21 protein-coding genes are annotated in these 22,805 nt (G+C 75.2%); 8 read left to right on the forward strand and 13 right to left on the reverse strand.

Annotated features, from left to right (window positions below; genetic code table 11):
* Nucleotides 1-72: 72 nt before the first annotated feature.
* Complete coding sequence (locus tag ACI79G_RS14380; RefSeq protein WP_456881800.1) at nucleotides 73-1,371, reverse strand: AAA family ATPase; 1,299 nt, start codon at nucleotides 1,369-1,371, stop codon at nucleotides 73-75.
* A complete protein-coding gene (locus ACI79G_RS14385; RefSeq protein ID WP_456881801.1) occupies nucleotides 1,371-2,336 on the reverse strand; it encodes an SAF domain-containing protein in 966 nt (321 codons plus the stop codon). The genes ACI79G_RS14380 and ACI79G_RS14385 overlap by 1 nt, the downstream gene beginning before the upstream one ends.
* A 181-nt stretch (nucleotides 2,337-2,517) precedes the next feature.
* Here ACI79G_RS14385 and ACI79G_RS14390 point away from each other — a divergent pair, with 181 nt between their 5' ends.
* Entirely contained in the window at nucleotides 2,518-2,793 is a 276-nt protein-coding gene (locus ACI79G_RS14390) for a helix-turn-helix domain-containing protein (RefSeq protein ID WP_456881802.1), read from the forward strand.
* A 120-nt stretch (nucleotides 2,794-2,913) separates the two neighbouring features.
* On the opposite strand, the gene ACI79G_RS14395 is transcribed toward ACI79G_RS14390, so the two are convergent.
* On the reverse strand, nucleotides 2,914-3,483 hold the full coding sequence (locus tag ACI79G_RS14395; protein WP_456881803.1) for a hypothetical protein: 570 nt from the start codon (nucleotides 3,481-3,483) through the stop codon (nucleotides 2,914-2,916).
* A gap of 101 nt (nucleotides 3,484-3,584) precedes the next feature.
* Here ACI79G_RS14395 and ACI79G_RS14400 point away from each other — a divergent pair, with 101 nt between their 5' ends.
* Nucleotides 3,585-4,313 (forward strand): hypothetical protein, encoded by a 729-nt coding sequence (locus ACI79G_RS14400; RefSeq protein WP_456881804.1) that lies wholly within the window; start codon nucleotides 3,585-3,587, stop codon nucleotides 4,311-4,313.
* A 41-nt stretch (nucleotides 4,314-4,354) separates the two neighbouring features.
* Complete coding sequence (locus ACI79G_RS14405; protein WP_456881805.1) at nucleotides 4,355-4,951, forward strand: Rv3235 family protein; 597 nt, start codon at nucleotides 4,355-4,357, stop codon at nucleotides 4,949-4,951.
* 87 nt (nucleotides 4,952-5,038) lie between these two features.
* Here the strand turns inward: ACI79G_RS14405 and secA are convergent, their stop codons facing one another.
* Complete coding sequence (secA, locus tag ACI79G_RS14410) at nucleotides 5,039-8,185, reverse strand: preprotein translocase subunit SecA (RefSeq protein ID WP_456881806.1); 3,147 nt, start codon at nucleotides 8,183-8,185, stop codon at nucleotides 5,039-5,041.
* Nucleotides 8,186-8,239: 54 nt separating this feature from the next.
* Between secA and ACI79G_RS14415 the strand changes: the two genes are divergently transcribed.
* Both ACI79G_RS14415 and ACI79G_RS14420 read left to right on the forward strand, forming a co-directional pair.
* Nucleotides 8,240-8,632 carry a pyridoxamine 5'-phosphate oxidase family protein gene (locus tag ACI79G_RS14415; protein WP_456881807.1) on the forward strand — a complete coding sequence of 131 codons (393 nt, stop codon included), beginning with the start codon at nucleotides 8,240-8,242 and terminating at the stop codon, nucleotides 8,630-8,632.
* Between the two features lie 10 nt (nucleotides 8,633-8,642).
* Nucleotides 8,643-9,203: a GNAT family N-acetyltransferase gene (locus ACI79G_RS14420; protein WP_456881808.1), complete on the forward strand. Its 561-nt coding sequence runs from the start codon at nucleotides 8,643-8,645 to the stop codon at nucleotides 9,201-9,203.
* A gap of 42 nt (nucleotides 9,204-9,245) precedes the next feature.
* On the opposite strand, the gene hpf is transcribed toward ACI79G_RS14420, so the two are convergent.
* The 8 genes from hpf to ACI79G_RS14460 form a co-directional block, all read right to left on the reverse strand.
* Nucleotides 9,246-9,929: a ribosome hibernation-promoting factor, HPF/YfiA family gene (gene hpf, locus ACI79G_RS14425; RefSeq protein WP_091212969.1), complete on the reverse strand. Its 684-nt coding sequence runs from the start codon at nucleotides 9,927-9,929 to the stop codon at nucleotides 9,246-9,248.
* Between the two features lie 38 nt (nucleotides 9,930-9,967).
* The gene (locus ACI79G_RS14430; RefSeq protein WP_456881809.1) at nucleotides 9,968-10,735 is read right to left on the reverse strand and encodes a ComF family protein; all 768 of its coding nucleotides are present in this window, start codon (nucleotides 10,733-10,735) and stop codon (nucleotides 9,968-9,970) included.
* Between the two features lie 172 nt (nucleotides 10,736-10,907).
* Complete coding sequence (locus ACI79G_RS14435; RefSeq protein ID WP_456881810.1) at nucleotides 10,908-12,632, reverse strand: LpqB family beta-propeller domain-containing protein; 1,725 nt, start codon at nucleotides 12,630-12,632, stop codon at nucleotides 10,908-10,910.
* Entirely contained in the window at nucleotides 12,629-14,374 is a 1,746-nt protein-coding gene (gene mtrB, locus ACI79G_RS14440) for an MtrAB system histidine kinase MtrB (protein WP_456881811.1), read from the reverse strand. The genes ACI79G_RS14435 and mtrB overlap by 4 nt, the downstream gene beginning before the upstream one ends.
* A 22-nt stretch (nucleotides 14,375-14,396) precedes the next feature.
* On the reverse strand, nucleotides 14,397-15,104 hold the full coding sequence (gene mtrA, locus ACI79G_RS14445) for an MtrAB system response regulator MtrA (RefSeq protein WP_456881812.1): 708 nt from the start codon (nucleotides 15,102-15,104) through the stop codon (nucleotides 14,397-14,399).
* A gap of 202 nt (nucleotides 15,105-15,306) precedes the next feature.
* On the reverse strand, nucleotides 15,307-16,791 hold the full coding sequence (ahcY, locus tag ACI79G_RS14450; RefSeq protein ID WP_456881813.1) for an adenosylhomocysteinase: 1,485 nt from the start codon (nucleotides 16,789-16,791) through the stop codon (nucleotides 15,307-15,309).
* 228 nt (nucleotides 16,792-17,019) lie between these two features.
* A complete protein-coding gene (locus tag ACI79G_RS14455) occupies nucleotides 17,020-17,937 on the reverse strand; it encodes a GmrSD restriction endonuclease domain-containing protein (RefSeq protein WP_456881814.1) in 918 nt (305 codons plus the stop codon).
* 76 nt (nucleotides 17,938-18,013) lie between these two features.
* Nucleotides 18,014-18,862: a class I SAM-dependent methyltransferase gene (locus tag ACI79G_RS14460; protein WP_456881815.1), complete on the reverse strand. Its 849-nt coding sequence runs from the start codon at nucleotides 18,860-18,862 to the stop codon at nucleotides 18,014-18,016.
* A 306-nt stretch (nucleotides 18,863-19,168) separates the two neighbouring features.
* On the opposite strand from ACI79G_RS14460, the gene ACI79G_RS14465 reads away from it, so the two are divergent.
* From ACI79G_RS14465 to ACI79G_RS14475, 3 genes are all read left to right on the forward strand, one after another.
* Complete coding sequence (locus tag ACI79G_RS14465) at nucleotides 19,169-19,762, forward strand: acyltransferase (RefSeq protein WP_456881816.1); 594 nt, start codon at nucleotides 19,169-19,171, stop codon at nucleotides 19,760-19,762.
* Nucleotides 19,763-19,836: 74 nt separating this feature from the next.
* Complete coding sequence (locus tag ACI79G_RS14470) at nucleotides 19,837-20,940, forward strand: DegT/DnrJ/EryC1/StrS family aminotransferase (protein ID WP_456881817.1); 1,104 nt, start codon at nucleotides 19,837-19,839, stop codon at nucleotides 20,938-20,940.
* Nucleotides 20,937-21,890: a Gfo/Idh/MocA family oxidoreductase gene (locus ACI79G_RS14475; RefSeq protein ID WP_456881818.1), complete on the forward strand. Its 954-nt coding sequence runs from the start codon at nucleotides 20,937-20,939 to the stop codon at nucleotides 21,888-21,890. Before ACI79G_RS14470 ends, ACI79G_RS14475 begins: the two co-directional genes overlap by 4 nt.
* On the opposite strand, the gene ACI79G_RS14480 is transcribed toward ACI79G_RS14475, so the two are convergent.
* Nucleotides 21,881-22,666 carry a glycosyltransferase gene (locus tag ACI79G_RS14480; RefSeq protein ID WP_456881819.1) on the reverse strand — a complete coding sequence of 262 codons (786 nt, stop codon included), beginning with the start codon at nucleotides 22,664-22,666 and terminating at the stop codon, nucleotides 21,881-21,883. The genes ACI79G_RS14475 and ACI79G_RS14480 overlap by 10 nt on opposite strands.
* Between the last annotated feature and the right edge of the window lie 139 nt (nucleotides 22,667-22,805).

Consider the following 22,805-nt stretch of genomic DNA (forward strand, 5'->3'; position numbering starts at 1 on the left):
CCGGTCGGTGTGCTCACGCTACGGCGCGGCACCGCCGGACCGACAGCCCCGCGTGGAGTGGCCCCCGTCGCCTCATCCGGCGCGTCGGCGCAGTCGGGGACGTCCCCGGCCGGACGCCGCCGGCACCGGCACGCCGGTGAGCGCGGCGGCCATCGCCCGCAGCTCCGTGCGCAGCGGAGAGGACGGCGCGACCTCGGCCAACGTGCGCCCATCGGCCAGGGCCGCGTCCGTGGCGCGTCGATCGGCGGGCAGGAAGAAGCCCACCTCGCGGCCGGCGAAGCGCGCCAGAGCACCGCCGATCTCGCGGCGGGGGTCGCCGGGCACCGGTCCACGCCGCACCTGGTTGACGACCACCACCGGTTCGACACCGGGCAGCACGTCGCGCAGCTCGCCGAGGGCCCGGATGCTGCGCTGCAGCGCCACGGGGTCCGCCCCGCTGACGCACAGCACGGTGTCCGCGGCCTCCAGGACGGTGAGCGTCACGCCGTTGCGCCGGGGCGCCGCGGTGTCGAAGGACAGCTCCTCGTCCTCCTCCAGGCTGAAGGCGCAGTCGACCACGGTGAGCTCGGCGCTGCGGCGCACCTCCTCCAGGACGGCGGCGACGGCGTGCGGCCGCAGCTCGGGCCAGCGGTCCGCGCGCGCCAGCCCGGTGAGGACGCCCAGCCGCGGGCGCACCGCCCAGGCCAGCCGGCCGAGCGCTGCCTCGTCGAGGGTCCCGGCGGCTGCCTGCCGCGCCGCACCGGCCAGCCCGGGCGACTCGTCGAGCAGGCCGAGCACCTGGGCCACCACGCCGCCGTAGACGTCGGCGTCGACCAGCAGGGTCGACACGTCCAGCCGGGCGGCCTCGTCGGCGAGCCCCACGGCGACGGTGGTGCGGCCGGGTGCTCCGGTCGGCCCCCAGACCGCGATCACGCGGCCGCGGCCGGCCGACCGTTCCGGCGCCGGCTCCGGCAGCCCGGGCGCGGGCAGCGCCGCCCGCGGGTCGGCGATGTCCCGGCCGGCGGGCGGGCCACCGGCCACCGCCTCGCGCAGTGCCCGGGCGATGGCCTCGGGCTCGGCGTCGGCCGGCAGGACCCGGCCGATCCCCAGGCCGTGGAGCCGGTCGGTGGCGCGCTCGTCGCCCGGGTCGACCAGTCCCACGACGGCCACGCCGGCTGCCGCCAGCCGGGCGACGGCGTCCCCGTCGAGCCGGCGCAGGTCGGCCGACAGGAGCGCGGCCTGCGCGGTCCCGGTGGCCGCGGCGGCCAGCAGCTCGGAGACGTCCACGCACCGGCGGACGACGGTGATGCCGTGGTCGGTCCGGTCGAGGGCACCCACCAGCGCGGACTCCCACCCGGCACCGGTGACGGCGGTGAAGACCTGCAGCGCCATCAGGGGGTCCCGGCCGCCGGGACGCTGCGCGCCTCGGTGCCCGGCCGGGACGGCGGGACGGCCGAGGGCTCGACCGACGGCACAGCCGCGCCGGGGGTCGGCCCGGCGGCTCCGGCCGGGGGTGGCGCGGACCCGGCCGGTGCGGCGGCCGGCGGGGTCGCCGCAGGGGCCGAGGGCGCAGCGGTCGACGGCGCGGACGCCGAGGTCGAGGGCGTGGACGCGGGGGGCGCGGCGGTCGTCGGGCCCGACGCCACCACGCCGGCGCCGTCCACCGAACCGTGCACGACGACCACCAGTGGGCGGCCACCGATCGCCCCGAGCACCGCCGGTGCCTGGTCGGCCGGCACCGAGACGACGACCTGCACGGTGGTCGTGGCCGTCGACAGCACCCCCTCAGCACGGCCCGAGATCGCCTGCACCGGGGCCGCCGCCACGACGAGGGTCACGCTCCCGTCACCGGCCCCGGTGGCACCGGCCGCGGGGTCGGCGACGGCGTAGACGTCGACGACCTGTCCGCGGTCCAGCCCCGGTGGCACGTAGCCGGCCTGCACCGGCAGCGCCAGCTGCACCAGCTCGGCCGGCTCCTCCAGCGCCGTCCGGGGCAGCAGCTCCCCGCTGCGCACAGCACGGGCGAGGGTCCGGCCCTCCGGTCGCGTGCTCGTCGCGAGGTAGGCGCCGGCGATGTCGTCCAACCGGACGTCGACGGCCACGAGGTCACCGGCGGTCAGCACCGTCCCGGCCGCGAGGTCGCCCGCGGCCGACCACACCGGCACCGTCGCGTCGGCGGCGGCGACCACGCGGGCGCCGAGCAGGACCGAGCCGAGCACCAGCAGGACGCCGAGCACCAGCCGGAGGTCGAGCCAGCGCGGCGGCCGGACCCGTCGCGGTGCCGCCCCCGGCACGGGGGCGGCGGTGCCCGGGGTGGTCGCCCCCGGGGCGGTCGGCACGGTGCGCGTGGCGCTCACAGCCGGCGGTCCTCCATCTGCGCGGGAGCCGTGGACGGCCCGGGTGGGCCCACGGTCGGACGGGAATGATGGGACAGGTGCGCCGCTGCGCGCAGGCGCTGTCCACACGTTCGGGGCTGTGGACGGCGCGCATGCCACCCGGACGGGGCTGCCAGACTGTCCGGGACCGGACGGAGACCTGATGCCCACACCGCGGTTCCTGACCCTCGACGACGTCGCCGAGATCCTCAACGTCTCGTGGTCGCAGGCCTACGCGCTGGTGCGCCGCAAGGAACTGATCGCCATCCAGATCGGCGGCCGCGGCCAGTGGCGGGTCGAGAACGAGGAGCTCGAGCGCTTCATCGCGCAGAAGTACGCCGAGGCGCGCGCCGGCACCGTGCCCGCGGAGTCCACCGCCGAGGAGCAGGCCGAGCAGGACGACGCGTCGACCAGCCCGGGAGGGCGCCGCCGGGGCTGAGCTCGCACGGCGCCCGCACGGCGCCCGGGCGGAGTCCGGACCCCGCACCGCGCCCGGGCGGAGTCCGGACCCCGCACCGCGCCCGGCCCGGCTCGGATCCCCCCGGCCGCAACCGGCCGGTCAGTCCAGCCCGGGTGCCAGCGTCCGCACGACCGCCACCGCCGGCAGGGCGATCGCGCGCACCCCTCGCACGGCTGCCGCCCGGCGCGGCTGGTCGGCGGCGTGCTCGGCCAGCTCGACGTGGTCGGCACCCACGCCGTCCACGGTGCCGACGTACGCCGCTCCGTCGTCCAGGACGACCTGCACGACGCTGCGGTCGCGGGCCAGTCCGCGCAGCGCCCGCCGCAGGTCCAGCCGCGCACGCACCGGGCCGGCGTCCTCGGCCGGAGCCGTCGCGCGTCCCAGGCCGGCGACCGTCCGCACGGTCGCCGTCGCCACGAGCACCTCCCGCCGCCTGTCGTCGATCAGCAGCAGCCAGTCGGCGCCCACCTCGACGAGGACACCGGTCACGTCGCCGGCGCCGGAACACCGCAGGGTCAACGGCCGGTCGAGGGCGCCGGCCAGCCGGTCGGCCAGCCGGACGGCACCGGTCTCCACCCGCCGGCGTGAGGCGTCCTCGGCCCGCTCGGCCGCGGCCTCCGCCTCGTCGAACTCCGCCTGCAGGTCGGCGAAGAGCCGTTGCCACCGCATCGCCACCTCCTCGATTTCCACACTACTGGTGCCCATCCTTGCGTTTGCATGCGTTTGCTTGCTTTAGTCACGCGGCGACACCGACCAGTCGAGGAGGAGACATGTCGATCCGGCGCCTGTTCGGGACGGCGACGGCGATGGCCGCTGCCGCCGCCGGCCTCCGCGCGGTCACCCCGGACCTCGGGGCGGTCGCGGACGCCGGCCTGGACCTGCAGCGCGTCGTCGACGCGTCCGGCGCCGAGACGGTCCTGCTCGCCGGCGTCGCGGCGCTCGCCTGGGCCGTCTGGCTGTGGGGCGCTCTCGGTCTGACCCTCACCGCACTCTCCGCGCTGCCGGGGCTCGCCGGCACGATCGCGCGGACGCTCACCCGGCGCCTGCTGCCCGCCGGCGCCCGGCGGGCAGCTGCCCTCGCCCTGGGCGTCGGCCTGGTCACCGGCGCCCCGCTGGTGGCGGGCTGCACCTCGGCGCCGGGCGCACTCCCCCAGGCCGTCGCCGTCGCCTCCGCCGAGGGTCCCGCCGCTCCGGCACGCGGTCCCGTCGCCGACTGGCCGGAGACGCCCGCGCCGACGCCCGCTCCACCGGCACCGAGCGCTCCCGCCGCGGTGCCCGACTGGCCGGCACCGGTCCGGGACGAGCACGTCGTCCTGCGCGGCGAGTGCCTCTGGGACATCGCCGCCGCCGACCTCGCCCGGCAGACCGGCGGCAGCCCGGCGGACGGCGAGGTGGCCACGGCCGTCGACGCCTGGTGGCACGCCAACGCCGCCGTGATCGGCCCCGACCCCGACCTCCTGCTCCCGGGCCAGGTGCTGCGCCCGCCCCCGGCGTCCTGACGCCGCCCGCCCCTCGCCCACCCCGGACCCCGGAGCCCCTGATGACCGCGCCCGGCGCCCCCGCCCGCCCCGCCGCCACCGACACCGCAGCCGACACCGCGCCCGGGGCCGGCCCGCAGCCACTGCGCGCGGCTCCGCTGCGGCTCACCGTCGTCCCGACGCCGCAGCCGCCGCTGGACCCGCAGCCGGTGCTGCGGCTGGTGCTCCCGGGCGTCGCCGTCCCGCGGGCACCGCACCGGCCGGGTCCCCGGCCGCGTCCGGAGGAGCCGCCCGCGGGGTTCGTGCCGGGCTTCGAGCCGACGTGGTCTGCCCGGGCGGACCTCCCCGACCCGCGCGTCGCCGGACGCCGGCTGCTGCTGCTCGCCCTCGAGGGGCTGGCCGGCCACCGTCCGCTGAGCCAGGTGCAGCCGCTCGCCGCTCTCGGCGTCTACGCGGCGCTCACCAGCGGCCGCCGACCCCGGTGGTGCGCCGGCGGCACCGCCCCGGTGCTGCTCGGCCCGGTGCACGTCTGCGAGCCGGTCGACGGGGTCGCCGAGGTCAGCGCGGTGGCCCGCCGATCCGGCCGCGCGCACGCCGTCGCCGCGCGGCTCGAGGGCATCGACGGCCGGTGGCGGTGCACCGCGTTGCAGATCGGGTGAAGGTCCCCCTGCCCCCCACCACTCGCAGGCTCGCGGCGGAAGCCTGCAGGGGGCCGAACCGGGACGGGGCCCGCCCGCGCCGGTTCCTCAGGCGCGGGAGGGCGCGCCGTGGCAGACCTTGTACTTCTTGCCCGAGCCGCAGGGGCAGGGCGCGTTGCGGGACGGCTCCTTGGTGCCGGTCACGGTCGCGGTCTTGGCCGCCTTGGTCCGGCCGCTCTCCTTGGGGGAGGCGTCCAGGCCGGGGGCGGAGTAGCTGAGCTGGTCGCTGCGGTGCGGGTCGTCGAGGCCCGCGACCGAGAGCTCCGGCCCGGCGCCCGAGGACACCGGCTCCTCCACCTCGGGTGCCGCCGGCTCGACCTCGGGCGCGGCGTGCCGCCCCCGCCGCGCCGAGGAGCTCCGGCGCGCCGCCGGCGCAGGAGCGGGAGCCTGGGCGGCAGGAGCCGGCGCCTGCGCGGCAGCCGGAGCGGCCCCGTCCTCCTCGGCCGGAGCGGGGGCCGGCCGGGCGGCGGCCGGCGCACCGGGAGCCGGAGCCGAGGCGGTCGGAGCCGGGGCCGGGGTCGACGGCGCCGACGGGGCGGGCGCGACCGGCGGAGCGGGAGCCGCCGCGGCCTGCGCCGCCCGGGCAGCGGCCGCCTGCCGGGCCAGCACCCGCGCCGTCCCCTCCTGGGCCGCCGCCAGCGCCTTGGCCTCGGCCTCGGCCTGCTTGGCCCGGGCCTCGGCGTCCTGCTGCTCCTTGGTCTTGACCTCCAGGTTGAACAGGAAGCCGACCGACTCCTCCTTGATGCCGTCGAGCATCGACATGAACATGTCGTAGCCCTCGCGCTGGTACTCCACGACCGGGTCGCGGTTGGCCATCGCGCGCAGGTGGATGCCGGCCCGCAGGTAGTCCATCTCGTAGAGGTGCTCGCGCCACTTGCGGTCGAGGACGCTGAGCAGCACCCGCCGCTCGAGCTCGCGCATGACCTGCGAGCCGAGGGCGGCCTCGCGCTCCTCGTAGGCCCGGTGGACGTCGTCGAGCAGCTCGCGCTTGAGGACGTCGGCGGAGAGCCCGGCCTGGTCGCCGTCGGCGACGCGGTCGATCAGCTCGTCGCGGTCCAGCCCCACGGGGTAGAGGGCCTTGAGGCCGGTCCACAGCTGCTCGAGGTCCCAGTCCTCGGCGTAGCCCATCTCGGTGGCGCCGTCGACGTAGGCGCTGATGACGTCGTCGACCATCGACCGGACCTGCACGTGCAGGTCCTGGCCGTCGAGCACCTTGCGCCGCTCGGCGTAGATGACGGTGCGCTGGCGGTTGAGCACCTCGTCGTACTTCAGGACGTCCTTGCGGACCTCGAAGTTCTGCTGCTCGACCTGGGTCTGCGCCGACAGGATCGCCCGGCTGACCATCTTGGACTCGATCGGCTGGTCGTCGGGGACCCGCAGCGTGGTCATCATCGACTCGAGCATCGGGCCGTTGAACCGCCGCATGAGGTCGTCGCCCAGCGACAGGTAGAACCGCGACTCACCGGGGTCGCCCTGCCGACCGGAGCGGCCGCGCAGCTGGTTGTCGATGCGCCGGCTCTCGTGCCGCTCGGTGCCCAGCACGTACAGGCCACCGGCCTCGGTCACCTGCTCGTGCTCGGCCCGGACCTGCTCCCTGGCCTTGTCGACCGCGCTGTCCCAGGCGGCCTCGTACTCCTCCGGCGTCTCCGCCGGCGACAGGCCGCGGGCGCGCAGCTGCTCGTCGGCGATGAACTCCGGGTTGCCGCCCAGCTGGATGTCGGTGCCGCGGCCGGCCATGTTGGTGGCCACGGTGACCGCGCCCAGCCGCCCGGCCTGGGCCACGATGTGCGCCTCACGCGCGTGGTTCTTCGCGTTGAGCACCTCGTGCGGGATGCCGCGGCGCAGCAGCAGCTTGGAGAGGACCTCGGACTTCTCCACGCTCGCCGTGCCGACCAGCACCGGCTGGCCGGCCTCGTGCCGCTCGGCGATGTCGTCGATGACGGCGTCGAACTTGGCCTTCTCCGTCTTGTAGATGACGTCGGAGCGGTCCTCACGGATCATCGGACGGTTCGTCGGGATCGGCACGACCCCCAGCCCGTAGGTCTGCGAGAGCTCGGCCGCCTCGGTCTGGGCGGTGCCGGTCATCCCGGAGAGCTTCTCGTAGAGCCGGAAGTAGTTCTGCAGGGTGATCGTGGCGAGCGTCTGGTTCTCGTCCTTGATCTGCACCCGCTCCTTGGCCTCGATGGCCTGGTGCATGCCCTCGTTGTAGCGCCGGCCCGACAGCACGCGGCCGGTGAACTCGTCGACGATGAGCACCTCGCCGTTGCTGACGATGTACTGCTGGTCGCGGTGGTAGAGCTCCTTGGCCTTCAGCGCGTTGTTCAGGAAGCTGATCAGCGGGGTGTTGGCCGCCTCGTAGAGGTTCTCGATGCCGATCTGGTCCTCGACGAACTCCACGCCCTCCTCGGTGATGGCGACCGTGCGCTTGGCCTCCTCCACCTCGTAGTGGACGTCGCGCTGCATGAGCGGGGCCAGCCGCGCGAACTCGCCGTACCAGCGCTGCATCGCCGGGTCGCCGGCCGGACCGCTGATGATCAGCGGGGTGCGGGCCTCGTCGATGAGGATCGAGTCGACCTCGTCGACGACGGCGAAGTGGTGCCCGCGCTGCACCAGGTCGGAGTTGTTCCAGGCCATGTTGTCGCGCAGGTAGTCGAAGCCGAACTCGTTGTTCGTGCCGTAGGTGATGTCGCAGGCGTACTGCTCACGGCGGTGCGCCGGGCGCTCGCCGGAGAGGATCACGCCGACCGAGAGGCCCAGGAAGCGGTGCACCCGGCCCATCCACTCGGCGTCGCGCTTGGCCAGGTAGTCGTTGACCGTGACCACGTGCACGCCCCGGCCGGTGAGCGCGTTGAGGTACGCGGGCAGGACGCCGGTCAGCGTCTTGCCCTCACCGGTGCGCATCTCGGCGATGTTGCCCAGGTGCAGCGCGGCGCCGCCCATGAGCTGCACCCGGAAGTGCCGCTGGCCCAGGGTGCGGGTGGCGGCCTCGCGGACGACGGCGAAGGCCTCCGGCAGGAGGTGGTCGAGGGTCTCCCCCTCCTCCAGGCGCTCCTTGAACTCGTCGGTCTTGGCGCGCAGCTCCGCGTCGGTGAGGTCGGCGACGTCGTCCGCCAGCGACTCGACCGCATCGGCGATCTTGTTCAATCGCCGGAGGGTCTTTCCCTCACCGGCTCGGAGGATCTTGGAGAACACCACCGTTCCAGCGTAGGCGGTGTCCGGCGTCGGATCCGGTACCCGACAATCCAGCCCGTGGCGCACGACCTCGACGACCTGCCGGACGGCCTGCTCGCCCTGCTCACCGAGCGGCACCTGGCCACGCTGACCACGCTGCGCGCCGACGGCAGCCCGCACGTCGTCCCGGTCGGGGTGACCTACGACGCGGTCACCCGCACCGCCCGGGTGATCACCTCGGGGACGTCGGCCAAGGCGCGGCACGTCCGCGCCGGACGCTCCCGGGTCGCGGTGTGCCAGGTCGACGGCCGCCGCTGGGTCACCCTCGAGGGGACGGCGGTGGTGCGCGACGACGCCGCCGCGGTCGCCGACGCCGAGGCCCGCTACGCCCGGCGTTACCGCACCCCACGGGAGAACCCGGCGCGGGTGGTCCTGGAGATCTCGGTCGACCGGGTGCTGGGCAACCCCTGACCATGGGCTGATGGCCCTCGACCTCACCGGCGTCGACCTGACCACCGAGGTGGTCCGCACCGCGCGGCTGGTGCTGCGCCCGTTCCGCCCGGACGACGTCGACGCGGTGTTCCGCGCCTGCCAGGACCCGGAGCACCGGCGGTGGATGCCGAACCTCCCGGAGCCCTACACGCGGGCCGACGCCGAGGAGTTCGTCACCCGCTCCGCCGCCCGCGGGCGCGCCGAGGGCACCGCGCTGGACACCGCGGTGGAGGCCGACGGCGAGTTGGTCGGCGCCTGCGGCGTGCGGCACCTGGAGGCCGGCCTGCTGGGGCCGGACATCGGCTACTGGACCGCGTCCTGGGCGCGCGGCCGGGGCTTCGCCGCAGAGGCCGCACGCGCGCTCGCCGACTGGGCCTTCCGACACGGCGTGGCGCGGGTGCACCTGTTCACCGACGTGCAGAACGCCGCGTCGCAGGCGGTGGCGGTGCGGGCGGGGTTCGCCCGCGAGGGCGTCGTCCGTTCCTGTCTGGCCTACCAGGACGGCTCGCGCGCGGACGCGGTGCTGTTCGGACGCTTGCGGGACGAGTGAGCGGGGCGGGGGTGCGGGGTCGGCCGCACCCCCGCCCCGGCGTCAGGCCCCCGCCGCCGCGGGCTCGGCGGCCGAGGTGGACTGCCGGGCGGCGCCGTCCAGCGGCGCGTCGACGAGCCGGATGAGGCCGTAGTCGTACGCGTGCCGGCGGTAGACGACCGTCGGCTGCCCGGTGTCGGCGCACAGGAAGAGGAAGAAGTCGTGGCCGACCAGCTCCATCTCGTGGAGGGCCTGGTCGACGTGCATCGGAGTGGCCGGGTGGTGCTTCTCTCGCACGATCCGGCCGGGGAGGTGCTCATCGAGGTCGGTGACGTGCGGCCCCTCCGCGAGCTCCCGGTCGCGGTCGAGGGACTCGGCGACAGCGGTGTCGGGGGCGCCACCGCCCACCCGCACGCTGGCCGGGGTCCGTCGTCCGTGGTGGACGCGGCGGCGGTCGGCGGCCTTGCGCAACCGGTGGTCGAGCTTGCCGGCGGCCAGGTCCAGCGCCGCGTAGAAGTCCGGTGCGGCGGCCTCGGCCCGGATCACCGGCCCCTTGCCTCGGAGCGTGATCTCCACGCGCTGGCACTTGCCGGACTGGCGCGGGTTCTTCTCGTGGAAGAGCTCCACGTCGATGCGCAGGATCTTGAGTTTCCCGTCGAACCGGTCGAGACTGCCGACCTTGTCCTCGACGTGCTGTCGGTAGTGTTCGGGGACTTCGACGTTCCGGCCACGGACCACGATCTCCATGAGACCTCCCGGTCGTTCGGGTTGTGATCGAACCCACGCTAGTCCCGGTCGCCGGGTCCCGACAGTCGATCTGCCGGACCCCCGCCGACCTGCGTCGGGCCCTCCGCCGGAGTGCGCCGAGGGGTGGCCGCGACGACCGCGGCCAGCACCGGGGACCCCTCCCGACCGGCCGCGGGCGCGAGCACCCCGGCCGCCTCGGTGAGCGTCGCGCCGCTGGTCACGACGTCGTCGACGACCACGAGCACCGCGGTCGCGGGCAGCTCGGGAGAGCCGGGACGCAGCGCGAAGGTGCCGGCCAGGTTGGCCCGCCGCTGCACCGCCGAGAGGCCCGCGGAGTCGGCCGCCCGCGCGCTGCGGCGCAGCAGTCGCGCTTCCGCCGCGTCCACCCCGGCCGCCCGCAGCTCGGCGACCGCGCGGACGGTCAGCTCGCGGACGTGGTCGCGGCCACGGGCGCGCAGTGCGGCAGCGCTGCTGGGCACCGGGACGAGCCGCACCGGCCCGGGAGACCCGGACAGCCCGGCCAGCACGCCTGCGACGGCCAGCGCCAGGGCGGCGCCCAGCGGGCGGGCCAGCTCGGCCCGGCCGCGTTCCTTGAAGGCGTTGACCGCCGGGCGCACCGGCCCGTCGTAGGCGCCGGCGGCCACCGTCGGCGGGAAGCCGGCGGGGAAGCGGCGCGGCTGGGCCAGGTGCGGGACGGCGAGCAGCGCGGCGCACCGCCGGCAGAGGACGGCACCCGGCACACCGCACCCGGCGCACTCGCGCGGCAGCAGCAGGTCGGCCAGCGCCGCGAGCACCCCGCCGTCCACTCCCCCAGCCTCGCGCCCCGAACGGGCCGCGCCCAGGGCGGCGGAGCACCTGTGGACGCGCAAGTGCAGCCCACGACGGGACAGGGGCGGCTCCATCCGGAGGCTCGCCACCGGCCCCGTCCAGCGGCTCGCCCCGAGCCTGCGAGGGATGAGGAGGACGCCGGTCCTCACCTCAGCCGGGGTAGAACGGCTCGGTGCCCGGCTGCGGCTGCTCACCGCGGACCAGGGTCACCCACGTGCCCCCGGCGACCTGCCACTCCCAGATGGTGCCGCCGGCGCTGACCAGCGGAGGGCGCCCGGGTGCGGCGGCGACCTCGGTGGCCTGGCTGGGCAGCCCGGCGGTGGGCACCGGCGAGAGGTCCCAGCCGTCGACGCCGACCGTGTAGGGCAGGCTGCGGTCCTCACCGGCGTCGCCGGCCAGCACCAGCAGGCTGCCGGAGGTCCGCCACGCGACGTCGACCACCTGACCCAGCGCCGGGGCGACCTCGCGCCAGTCGCGCAGCGCCACGGGGCCGTCGGCCGAGCGCACCACGGTGCCGACGTACAGGCTCTGCCGCTGGCCGCCCTCGACCACGACGGCTGCGCGGACACCGTCGGGCGACAGCTGCAGCGCGGTGGCCCGGCCCAGGCCCGGCAGCGTGACGGCGTTGACCGCCTGCGGTGGGCCGCCCGCGGTCACCCGCACCACCGTCGAGCCGTCGCGGACCAGCCAGAACTCCTGCCGGGCGGGCGCCACCGTCGGCACGGTCAGCGAGCCGCTGGGCAGCACCGGGGTCAGGTCGCGGCCGTAGGAGCCGGTGAGCAGGATCGCCTGCCCGTCCCGCTGGGTCACCCCCACCATCTGGGTCAGCTCGCCGGTGCGGGGATCGGTGGCCACCGCGGCGCTGGACAGCCCGTAGACCCCGGTGCCGGCCGGGCCGGGAGCCGGCGCGGGGACGTCCGTCGCCGTCCACACCGCGCCGTCGACGAGGAAGTGCCCGACCGCGTCGACCGGGGCGGTCTTGGGGTCGAGGGTGGCCCAGGTGTCGACCGTCTGCATGACCGGCACGCCGTCGAGGCGCAGCGGGTCCCCGTCGACGAGGACCTCCACCGAGCGCACCGAGCTCAGCTGGCCCAGCGTCCAGACCAGCTGGGCCGAGATCCCCGCGAGCCGGGTGGGCGGGGCGTCGGCGACGCCGGACAGGTCGACGGTGACCGCCTGCGCCGAGACGGTCACCGTGCTGCCCAGCGCGGCGCCCTGGAGCTCGTTGACCACGCCTGCGGCCAGCACCGCCGAGGGCCCCTCGAGCAGCCGCTCGACCAGCACCGTCGGCTGGGCCTCCCCGGTGATCAGGTACCGCGGGTCGGGGACGACGCGCTGGCCGGTCGGGTCGAGGAAGTAGAGGTCGCGCCGCTCGTAGAGCCGCTCGAAGTCGGGCTCGAGCATGAGCAGCCCGTCCGGCGGGTCGCTGATCCGCCACTCGCCGTCCACCCGCTCGAGCCGGAACTCCCGCGAGTAGACCTCCTGGCCGCCCACGGTGAACCCGCCGCGCTGGTCGATGGTGCCGACCAGCTCGCCGGTCACGACGACGGTGCCGGCGTCGGTGGTGACGGTGGCGTAGTCGGGACCGAGCAGGGTGATGCCGGCGTCGTCGGACCACGACCCCTGCGGCTCGGGAGCCAGGTGCTCGCGGGCCACGGGGTGTCCGCGCACCGTGCTGGCGGCGGCGTCGAGGAAGCCGCGGACGACCTCCTCCGGCGTGGCATCGGGCTCCGGCGACAGCGGCTCGATGCCGACCGGGGTGTCCGCACGCGGCGGCGCCTGGGTGATCTGCACGGGCGCCGAGCTCGTCGGCACCGTCGAGCAGCCGCCGAGCAGGCCCAGCAGGACGACGGCCAGGACGACACGGCGGGTCACCGGGCGCCCCCGGGACGGCGCAGGACCGCGGGCCGCAGCGGCAGCGGCGAGCTGGTGAGGTCGGTGCCGGCGGCCAGCGGAAGCGTCAGCCGGAACTGCGCGCCGGCGCCGGGCTGCCCCCACACCTGCAGCCAGCCGCGGTGCAGCCGCGCGTCCTCGAGGCTGATCGACAGCCCCAGCCCGCTGCCGCCGACGGTGCGCACCCGCGAGGGGTCGGCGCGCCAGAAGCGGTCGAACACGTGCTGCGCCTCGGCGGCGGAGAGCCCCACCCCGTGGTCGCGCACGGTGACCGCCGCCGCCGTCCGGTTGGCCGCCCAGGTGATCTCCACCGGCTTGCCGGTGCCGTGCTCGATCGCGTTGCCGACCAGGTTGCGCAGGATGCGTTCCACCCGGCGGGCGTCGACCTCGGCGATGACGTCCTGGGCGGGGCCGGACACCGTCAGCTCGCAGCCGTGCCGCTCGGCCAGCGCCGACATCCCGGACGCCACCCGGCGCACGAGCGCGCCGAGGTCGGTCGGCTCCCAGTCGAGGACGGCGGCCCCCGCGTCGTAGCGGCTGATCTCCAGCAGGTCGGTGAGCAGCGCCTCGAAGCGGTCGAGCTCGGCGTGCATCAGCTCCGCCGAGCGCGCCACGTGCGGCGGGAAGTCCGCGCGGGACTCGTAGAGCACGTCGGCGGCCATCTGCACCGTCGTCAGGGGCGTGCGCAGCTCGTGCGAGACGTCGGAGGTGAAGCGCTGCTGCAGCTGGGACAGCGACTCCAGCTGGGTGATCTGCCGCTGCAGGCTGTCGGCCATCGCGTTGAAGCTGGTCGCCAGCCGGGCCAGGTCGTCCTCGCCGCGCACGACCATCCGTTCCTCGAGCTGTCCCTCCGCCAGCCGCTGGGCGATGCCCGCTGCCCGGCGGACCGGGTCGACCACCAACCGGGTCACGAGCAGGGCGATCCCGACGACGAAGAGGGTGAGGGCGATACCGCTGATGACGACCGTGCTGCGGAACAGCGAGAGGCTCTCGGCCTCCTGGTCGAGCGGGAAGGCGTAGTACAGCTCGATCCGCTCCGCGCTGCTCGCGCCGGTCGGCACGGGTGCACCGACGAGGTAGGTGGGCCGGGGCTGCCCGCTGCCGTCGGGGACCATCGCGTACTGCGCGTACTGGCCGCCGGAGGCGACGTCGGCGCGCAGCTCGGGCGGGATCGCCGGGTAGACGCCGCGCTGGCTGACCGCGGGGGCCCGCTCGGAGTCGCCGGTCCGGTAGACCATGACGACCTCGAAGTCACCGGCCGGGCTGCCGCGCTCCTTGAGCTGCTTGACCGTCCGGTCCAGCGTCGCCCGCACGCTGGCGCCGTCACCGGCGGCGATGCCCGCGACCTCGTTCTGCGCGTAGACCACCCCGGTCTGCACCTGGTCGATCGCCGCCTGCTCCTTGACCGACAGCAGCTGGTCCTTGATCTGGCTGAACAGCACCAGGCTCACGATGACCACGACGGTGCCGGCCACCAGCATGGTGATGGTGCCGATCCGGACCTGCAGCGACGAGCGCCAGGCGGCCGCCGCCCGCGCGGCCTGCTGCTGTGCCAGCCGGCGCGTCCAGGTGGCCTGCCGGCTCAGCCGGCGGCGCAGCGCGCCGAGTCCGGCCGACAGCGGCCGGCGGGGCCCGTCGGCCGGCGCCGGGCCGACGGCACCCGGGGACGACGGCGCCTCGGGCGACGCGTCGGTCGCCGGAGGCGCGGGCTGCGTCGTGCTCACGGCCGTCGTCGCGGAGCCGGGCTCACGGCGGACCGGCCTTGTAGCCGACCCCTCGCACCGTCAGCACGATCTCCGGCTTCTCCGGGTCCCGCTCGATCTTCGCCCGCAGCCGCTGCACGTGGACGTTGACCAGCCGGGTGTCAGCAGCGTGCCGGTAGCCCCACACCTGCTCGAGCAGCAGCTCGCGGGTGAACACCTGGCGCGGCTTGCGGGCCAGCGCGACCAGCAGGTCGAACTCCAGCGGGGTCAGGGCGACGGGGACGCCGTCCCGGGTGACCTGGTGCGCCGGGACGTCGATCTGCACGTCGCCGATGCTCAGGCTCTCGGCCTGCCCCGTCTCGCCGCGCCGCAGCTGCGCGCGCACCCGCGCGACCAGCTCCACCGGCTTGAACGGCTTGGTGACGTAGTCGTCGGCGCCGGCCTCGAGCCCCTGGACGACGTCGAGGGTGTCGCCCTTGGCGGTGAGCATGACGATCGGGACGGTCGACTGCGTGCGGATGTCCTGGCAGATCTGCAGGCCGTTGCGGCCGGGCAGCATCAGGTCCAGCAGCACGATGTCCGGGCGGGTCTGCTGGAACACGGCCACCGCGCGGTTGCCGTCGGAGACGAACGCCGGTTCGTAGCCCTCGCGCCGGAGCACGATGCCGAGCATCTCGGCGAGGGCGGCGTCGTCGTCGACGACCAGGACTCGGCCGCGGGAGGCCCCGTTCTGAGCAGCGCTGGGTGGCACGGCGACCATTCTGCGCTGCCCGGCGACGGAAGCGGGGACACCCGCCCGGAGTGCTCCGGACGGGTGTCCCCACGTGCCCCGATCGCGTGGCCCGCCCGGGTCCCCTCCAGGATCCCGCGGCGAGCCAGGTGACGTGCCGGAACGGCCCCCTTCCAGACGCCCGCCCCGAGCCTGCGAAGGGTGGGCGGGAGGGGGTCCTTCCTCAGTAGCGGTAGTGGTCGCTCTTGTACGGGCCCTCGACCGGGACCCCGATGTAGTCGGCCTGGACCTTGGTCAGCTCGGTCAGCTTCACGCCGAGGGCACCGAGGTGCAGCCGGGCCACGTGCTCGTCGAGCTTCTTCGGCAGGACCGTCACCGAGGGCTCCTGGCCCTCGTAGGCGGCCCGGTTGGTCCACAGCTCGATCTGCGCGAGCACCTGGTTGGAGAAGGAGTTGCTCATCACGAAGCTGGGGTGGCCGGTGGCGTTGCCCAGGTTCAGCAGCCGGCCCTCGGAGAGCACGATGATCGTGTGGCCGTCGGCGAAGCGCCACTCGTCGACCTGCGGCTTGATGTTCGTCCGCGTGATGCCCGGGGTGCGGGCCAGGCCGGCCATGTCGATCTCGTTGTCGAAGTGGCCGATGTTGCCGACGATCGCCTGGTGCTTGGTGCGGCCGAGCTGCTCGGCGGTGATGACGTCGCGGTTGCCGGTGGCCGTGACGATGATGTCGGCCTGGTCGATCACGTCGTCGAGCGTGGTGACCTGGTAGCCCTCCATCGCCGCCTGCAGGGCGTTGATCGGGTCGATCTCGGTGACGACCACCCGGGCGCCCTGGCCGCGCAGCGCCTCCGCGCAGCCCTTGCCGACGTCGCCGTAGCCGCAGACCACGGCGACCTTGCCGCCGATCATCACGTCGGTGGCGCGGTTGAGGCCGTCGACCAGGGAGTGCCGGCAGCCGTAGAGGTTGTCGAACTTGCTCTTGGTCACCGAGTCGTTGACGTTGATCGCCGGGAACAGCAGCCGGCCGTCGCGGGCGAGCTCGTAGAGCCGCATGACGCCGGTGGTGGTCTCCTCGGTGACGCCGCGGATGCCCTGGCCGATGCGGGTCCAGTAGCCGGCGTCGGCGGCGAGCGTGCCGCGCAGCGCCTGGAGGATGACGGCGTACTCCTCGGAGTCGGCCTCGGTGGTGTCCGGGACGCTGCCGTCGGCCTCGAAGCGGGTGCCCAGGTGCACCAGCAGCGTGGCGTCGCCGCCGTCGTCGAGCAGCATGTTCGGCCCGACGACGGCGCCGCTCCCGTCGCGGAACTCGAACAGGCGCTGGGTGCACCACCAGTACTCCTCCAGCGTCTCGCCCTTCCAGGCGAACACCGGGACGCCGGTGGGCTGCTCGGGGGTGCCGTCGCCCACGACGATCGCCGCGGCGGCGTGGTCCTGGGTGGAGAAGATGTTGCAGCTGACCCAGCGGACGTCGGCACCGAGCGCCTTCAGCGTCTCGATGAGGACGGCGGTCTGCACCGTCATGTGCAGGGAGCCGGCGATGCGGGCGCCGGCCAGTGGCTGCTCGTCGCCGTACTCGGCGCGCAGGGCCATGAGGCCGGGCATCTCGTGCTCGGCGAGCCGGATCTCCTTGCGGCCGAAGCCGGCCAGGGAGAGGTCGGCGACCTGGAAGTCGCCGTCGGTCAGTACACGGGTGCCGGTGGTGGCGGTCATGTCGCTCCGGAGGTACGGCCCGGTCGCGTCGGCCGGGCGGTGGCTGGGTCGCTTCGATCCCCGAGACGCGGGGAGAGCGAGCATGCCGAGGCTTCGGCGGGGCTCGTGCCGTCGCCCACGATACGCGGTGGTCCCCGACGATCAGCTCAGCTCACCGTCCCCGGTCCTGGCTCACGATCGGTGGTGGGCCCGGAGCCGGTTGGATCAGCTCACCTGGTCGAGGGCGCGCTACTCGCAGCCGACCCCGTCGCCGTCCCCGTCGAAGGTGTCGTTCCAGCCCGGCTCGCCCCGCCGGATCGGGGCCGCGCCCGCCGCGCGGACCGCGTCGCAGTCGGCGTAGACGGTCCCGGCCGGCGCGGGCGCCGTCCGGGCGCCGACGTCCGGTGAGGCGCCGGGCAGCGGCTCGTCCGGGCAGCCGGCGAGCACCGTGGCGGCGGCGTTGCGCTCGGCGCGGGTGACCCACAGCCCGTAGCCGGACTTCACCGCGACCTGCCGCGCGACGTAGGCGCACCGGTAGGAGGTGTTCGGTGGCAGCCAGGTGGCCGCATCGCCGTCCCCCTTCTGCATGTTGAGCGGCCCGTCGACGGCGAGCAGGTTGAGCGGGTCGTTGGCGAACGCGGTGCGCCGGTCGGCGTCCCACCCCTGCGCGCCCTTCTGCCAGGCGTCCGAGAGCGCGACGACGTGGTCGACCTGCACGTCGTCGCTGGTGTCCTCGCCCCGGCGGAACTCGATGGTGCGACCGGAGTAGGGGTCCTCGAGGGTGCCGGAGACGACGACGCAGTCGCTGCCGGGCCGGAACCGTTCGCCGGTCAGGTCGCGGGCCAGCACGTCGTTGCGGGTGTCGCAGCCGTTGCGGTCGGTGTCGACCCAGCCGTCGCCGAACTCCTCGCGCTCGTAGCCGGTGCGCGGCGCCCGGCCGCGCACCGGCACCTCGCCGAGGGTGGCCAGGGCGGAGTCCGGCGGCGCGGTGGCGATCGCCTCCTCGGCGGCCGCGTCGTCCAGGACGCCGGTCGGCGGGCCGCCGGCCTGCCCGGTCGCGCTCAGCACGTCGCAGCCCGGGAGGCCGCCCAGCAGGACCAGCAGGGCGCTGCCGGTCAGCACGCCGCGGCGGAGCCGGGACGGGACGACGGGAGAGGAGGTGGGCACGGGCTCCTCCGACGCGGGGCGGGCGGGCTCGACGGTAGGCGCCCGGCCGCGCCACGGCGACGGCGACACGCACGGTTCAGCTGCCGGCGGCGGTGCCGGCGTCGAGCACCCGGGCGACGACCTGTTCGTCGTTCGACGTGTAGGCCTCGTAGGCGACGCGGGCGCCGGTGCGCTCGAGGTGGTCCTGCCAGGCACGGAACTCGTGCCGCTCCCAGCCGGGGAAGTTGAAGAACTCGTCGAAGACCACCACCGACCCGGGGACCAGCCGGGGGCCGACGTGCTCGAGGACGGTCACCGCCGAGGAGTAGAGGTCTCCGTCGACGTGCAGCAGGTGCACCGGGCCCGGGTGGGTGGCGAGGAAGCCGGGCAGGGTGTCCTGGAACCAGCCCACGACGAGTTCGGCGCCGCCGACCTCGGGCAGCGCGTCCGTGGCGAAGGCACCGGTCCGCACGTGCGGGCGGTAGTCCTCGGGCAGCCCCTGGAAGGAGTCGAAGCCGTAGACGTCCCGGCGGCCCCGCCCCTCGGCGATGACCTCCAGCGAACGCCCCTGGAAGACGCCGAACTCCAGCGCCAGGCCGCCGGCGGGGGCGATCTCGACGGCGTACCGGAGGGTGCTCAGCGGGTCGTGGAACGCCCGTGCGGTCGGCATCTCCCGAGCTGCGAACCGGGCCGAGGCCACGGCTGCGTCCCGCTCCCCGGCCGCGAGCAGGTCACGCCGGCTGCGGAACTCCACCTCGTGGACGGCCCGGATCGCCCGGTCGGTCTCCGCCCGCGCGCACGCCTCCAGTCGCTCGGTCTCGGCCCGCACGGTCGACTCCACCAGGCGGGCGAGGCGGGCCTCGAACGGCGCCACCGCCGTCCGGACCACCCACCGCCGCACCGCCGCCGTGACCCGGCCGGGCAGCATCCGTGGACCTCCGGGCACCCGCACCACTCCCCATCGGCGGCTCCGGCGTCCCTGCCGCCGCCACGCCCACACGGGCCGTCTGCGCCCGACCCACCGGCGTCTCGACGGCCACGGCGAGGAGCCGGTGCCCACCCCGGGCGGCTCGTACACCACCCCCGGGGTGTGGGCACTGCCGGGACGCCGACCCCACGGGCACCCCGTGGAGTCGGCACCGGGGTCCTCACCGAGGTGCACGGCGGGACGGCGGCGGCACGGGATGGCCGTAGGCTGCCCGTCACGGGGTCCACGGTGATCCGGATCACCCCGGCCAGGACGGGGAGGGACATGGTCTCCGCACAGGAGCCCGCACGTCACCCGGCAGCCGCCCACGAGACGGCCGTCATCGAGGACGCGGCGCAGATCGGTGAGGGCACCCGGGTCTGGCACCACGCCCACGTCCGGGCCGGCGCGGTGATCGGGTCGGGCTGCGTCCTCGGCAAGAACGTCTTCGTCGACGCCGGTGCCGTGGTCGGCGACCGGTGCAAGATCCAGAACAACGTCTCGGTCTACAACGGGGTCACGCTGGGCTCGGACGTGTTCGTGGGACCGAGTGCCGTGTTCACCAACGACCTGCGGCCCCGCGCCTCGGCCGGCCAGTGGTCGACCACCCCGACCGTGGTGCACGACGGTGCCTCCATCGGCGCCAACGCGACCATCGTCTGCGGCGCCGTGCTGGGTCGCTGGTCGATGGTCGCCGCGGGTGCGGTGGTGACCCGGGACGTCGAACCGCACCAGCTCGTCATGGGCAATCCGGCCTGCCCCGCCGGGTGGGTGTGCGAGTGCGGCGAGGTGGTCAGCCGTGCCGTGGAGCGCCCCGGCGACCTCCGGTGCGCCGAGCACCGCGACCGGACGGCGGGTCCCCGCGGGGCGCAGACGTGACCGAGCTCGCGAGGTCGCCCGGGAGCACGGCGCCACCGGGCACGGGTCCGACGAGCGCCGGCGACGCGGTCCCGGTGGTCGAGCAGATCCCGATCTCCGTCGTCGCCATCGGCCCGGACGAGGAGTCGCTGGTCCTGGAGGTGCTGCGCTCGGGTCGGCTGGCCCAGGGTCCGAGAGTCGAGGAGCTCGAACGACGGTTCGCCGCCGCGCACGACGTCGAGCACGCCGTCGCCGTCAACAACGGCACCACCGCGCTGGTCGCGGCACTCCAGGCGCTGGGGGTCGGCCCGGGTGACGAGGTGGTCACCTCACCGTTCACCTTCGCGGCGACGCTGAACGCCGTCCTCGAGTCGGGGGCCACCGCGCGCTTCGCCGACGTCACGGACGACTTCTGCCTCGACGTCGCGTGCGCGCAGGCCCTGGTCGGCGAGCGGACCCGGGTGCTCCTGCCGGTGCACCTCTACGGGTTGCCGGCGGACATGCCCCGGTTCGAGGAGCTCGCCCGCGAGCGGGGGCTGGCGGTCGTGGAGGACGCCGCCCAGGCGCACGGTGCACGGGTCGACGGGCGCGCCGTCGGCTCCTTCGGCGTCGGGTGCTTCTCCTTCTACGCCACGAAGAACGTCATGTGCGGTGAGGGCGGGATGGTCACGACCCGGGACGGGGCCGTCGCCGACCGGCTGCGTCTGCTCCGCAACCACGGCATGCGGGCGCCGTACCGGTACGAGGTGCCGGGTCACAACTACCGGCTCACCGACCTGCAGGCGGCGATCGCCCTCCCCCAGCTCGGCCGGCTCGGGACCATCAACGACACCCGGCGCGCCAACGCGGCCCACCTCACCGAGGGCCTGCGCGCCGTGTCCGGCCTGCGCCTGCCCTCCGTGCCGGCCGGGCGCGAGCACGTGTTCCACCAGTACACGGTGCGGGTCACCGCGGATGCGGCGGTGGACCGCGACGGTCTGGTGGCCGCGCTCGCCGACCGCGGGATCGGGGCCGGCGTCTACTACCCGGGGCTGGTGCACGACCATCCCTGCTACCGGGACCACCCGCGGGTCGTCGTCGACGAGACGCCCGTCGCGGCGCAGATGGCGGCCGAGGTCGTGTCCCTGCCGGTCCACCCGCAGCTGAGCCGGGCCGACCTGGACCGGATCGTCGACGCGGTCACCGAGGTGCTCGGGTGACCCGGGTGGCCGTCGTCGGCGCGGGGTTCATGGGGGCCAACCACGCGCGGGTCCTGCGCCGGCTGCCCGAGGCGGAGGTCACGCTGGTCGTCGACCCGGACGACCGGCGCGGCCGGGCCCTGGCCGACTCCGTGGGGGCGCGGTACAGCACCGATCCGGCCGCGGTCCCCGAGCTCGCCGAGGCCGCCGTCGTCGCCGTCCCCAGCGAACAGCACGTCGACGTCGGCGTCCCGCTCCTGCGTGCCGGCGTGGACCTGCTGGTCGAGAAGCCCGTCGCCACGACGGTCGAGGACGCCGACGCCCTCATCGAGGCGGCGCGCGAGAACGACCGGATCCTGATGGTCGGCCACGTCGAGCGGTTCAACCCCGCGGTGCTCCAGCTGGACGGCATCGTCCAGGACCCGCTGCACGTGGAGCTGACCCGCATGGGCCCCTTCTCCCCGCGGGTCACCGCGGACGTCGTCCTCGACCTGATGATCCACGATCTCGAGCTCGCACTCGCCCTGGCCGACTCCGACGTCGAGCGGGTCGAGGGGATCGGCCGGCGGGAACGGACCGACTCCCTGGACCTCGTGACCGCCCTGCTCCAGTTCCGCAACGGGGTGACCGCGACCGTGACGGCCAGCCGCGTCGGGCAGAGCAAGATCCGCCGCATCGAGCTCACCCAGCGCACCAACTTCGTCGTCCTGGACCTGGTCCGCCAGGACCTCACCATCCACCGGGTCGACCACAACGAGTTCCTCGCCGAGGGCGGGGTGCGTTACCGGCAGAGCGGGCTGGTCGAGATCCCCTTCCTCGAGCACCGCGGCGAGCCGCTGGCGCTCGAGTGGGAGCACTTCCTCGAGTGCGTCACGCACCGCCGCTCCCCACGGGTGACCGGTGTCCAGGGCCGCCGGGCACTCGAGCTGGCCCTGGCCGTGCAACGGTCGGCCGGTCTGCCCTACCGCTGAGCCGGCGCCTGCGCGGGCTGCCGGTCCGCAGGGGACGCGTGCCGGCGCCGGATCGCCAGGAGCCCCACGGCCATCTGCCGGACGTCGCGCACGGTGACGCGGCTGCGGTGCTCCCGGTGCTGAGGCGAGAGCCGGACCGGCACCTCCAGCGGCTGGACGCCCGAGCGCTCGGCGAGGAAGCACAGCTCCGTTGTCACCAGGTAGCCCGGCTCGGTGAGCCGGGGACCGATCTCGCGCGCCCAGTCGCCGGCGAGCACGAACGTCCCCTGCGGGTCGAGCGTCCGCATCCCCAGGACCACTCGCCGCAGCACCCCGAACCCCGCGGTGAGGACCTGCCGCAGGAGGCCCCGGTCGACGTCCGAGTCGCGGTGCCCCTTGGAGCCGATGACCACCGGGTGCACGGCGGGGTCCACGCCTTCGGCGGCGTCCAGGTCGTCGAACCCGAACGGCAGGTCGTCGGCCGTCAGGACCACCCGCGCTCCGCGGCTCGCGGCGATGCCGGCGCGGTAGGCGTTCCCCATCCCCTTCGCCGACCGGAGGAGCCGCAGTGCCACCCGGGGGTGGGACCAGGCCTGCTCGATCCGCTGCAGGAGGGCGCCGGTGCCGTCGGTGGAGCCGTTTTCGACGACGAGCACCTCGGCGTCCACGTCGGCCAGTCGGTCCGCCAGCGCGCGGAGCGTGGGCTCGATGGCGAGCGTGCTGTTGTGCGCCGGGACGACGTAGGTGAGGGCGACCGGAGCCGCTCCACCGTCCGGCGCGCCCACCGCCCCGTCCATGTCCGCTGGCTCCCGTTCCACCGTCCGTCCCGACGTCGTCCCACGGGGCGGATGCGTTCTCGCAGGGTAACGTCCCGGAAACACGGACCGCCCGCCGTCCGGGCCGGACGGCGGCACCGGAGCCCGGGGACGACGACTG

The sequence above is a fragment of the Geodermatophilus sp. SYSU D00779 genome (genome assembly GCF_054050595.1).

Coding starts and splice junctions, on each gene's coding strand:
- ACI79G_RS14390 (WP_456881802.1), top strand. CDS start 2,518: ATGCCCACACCGCGGTTCCTGACCCTCGACGACGTCGCCGAGATCCTC.
- ACI79G_RS14480 (WP_456881819.1), bottom strand. CDS start 22,666: ATGGACGGGGCGGTGGGCGCGCCGGACGGTGGAGCGGCTCCGGTCGCC.
- ACI79G_RS14395 (WP_456881803.1), bottom strand. CDS start 3,483: ATGCGGTGGCAACGGCTCTTCGCCGACCTGCAGGCGGAGTTCGACGAG.
- ACI79G_RS14420 (WP_456881808.1), top strand. CDS start 8,643: ATGGCCCTCGACCTCACCGGCGTCGACCTGACCACCGAGGTGGTCCGC.
- ACI79G_RS14400 (WP_456881804.1), top strand. CDS start 3,585: ATGTCGATCCGGCGCCTGTTCGGGACGGCGACGGCGATGGCCGCTGCC.
- hpf (WP_091212969.1), bottom strand. CDS start 9,929: ATGGAGATCGTGGTCCGTGGCCGGAACGTCGAAGTCCCCGAACACTAC.
- ACI79G_RS14465 (WP_456881816.1), top strand. CDS start 19,169: ATGGTCTCCGCACAGGAGCCCGCACGTCACCCGGCAGCCGCCCACGAG.
- ACI79G_RS14405 (WP_456881805.1), top strand. CDS start 4,355: ATGACCGCGCCCGGCGCCCCCGCCCGCCCCGCCGCCACCGACACCGCA.
- ACI79G_RS14380 (WP_456881800.1), bottom strand. CDS start 1,371: ATGGCGCTGCAGGTCTTCACCGCCGTCACCGGTGCCGGGTGGGAGTCC.
- ahcY (WP_456881813.1), bottom strand. CDS start 16,791: ATGACCGCCACCACCGGCACCCGTGTACTGACCGACGGCGACTTCCAG.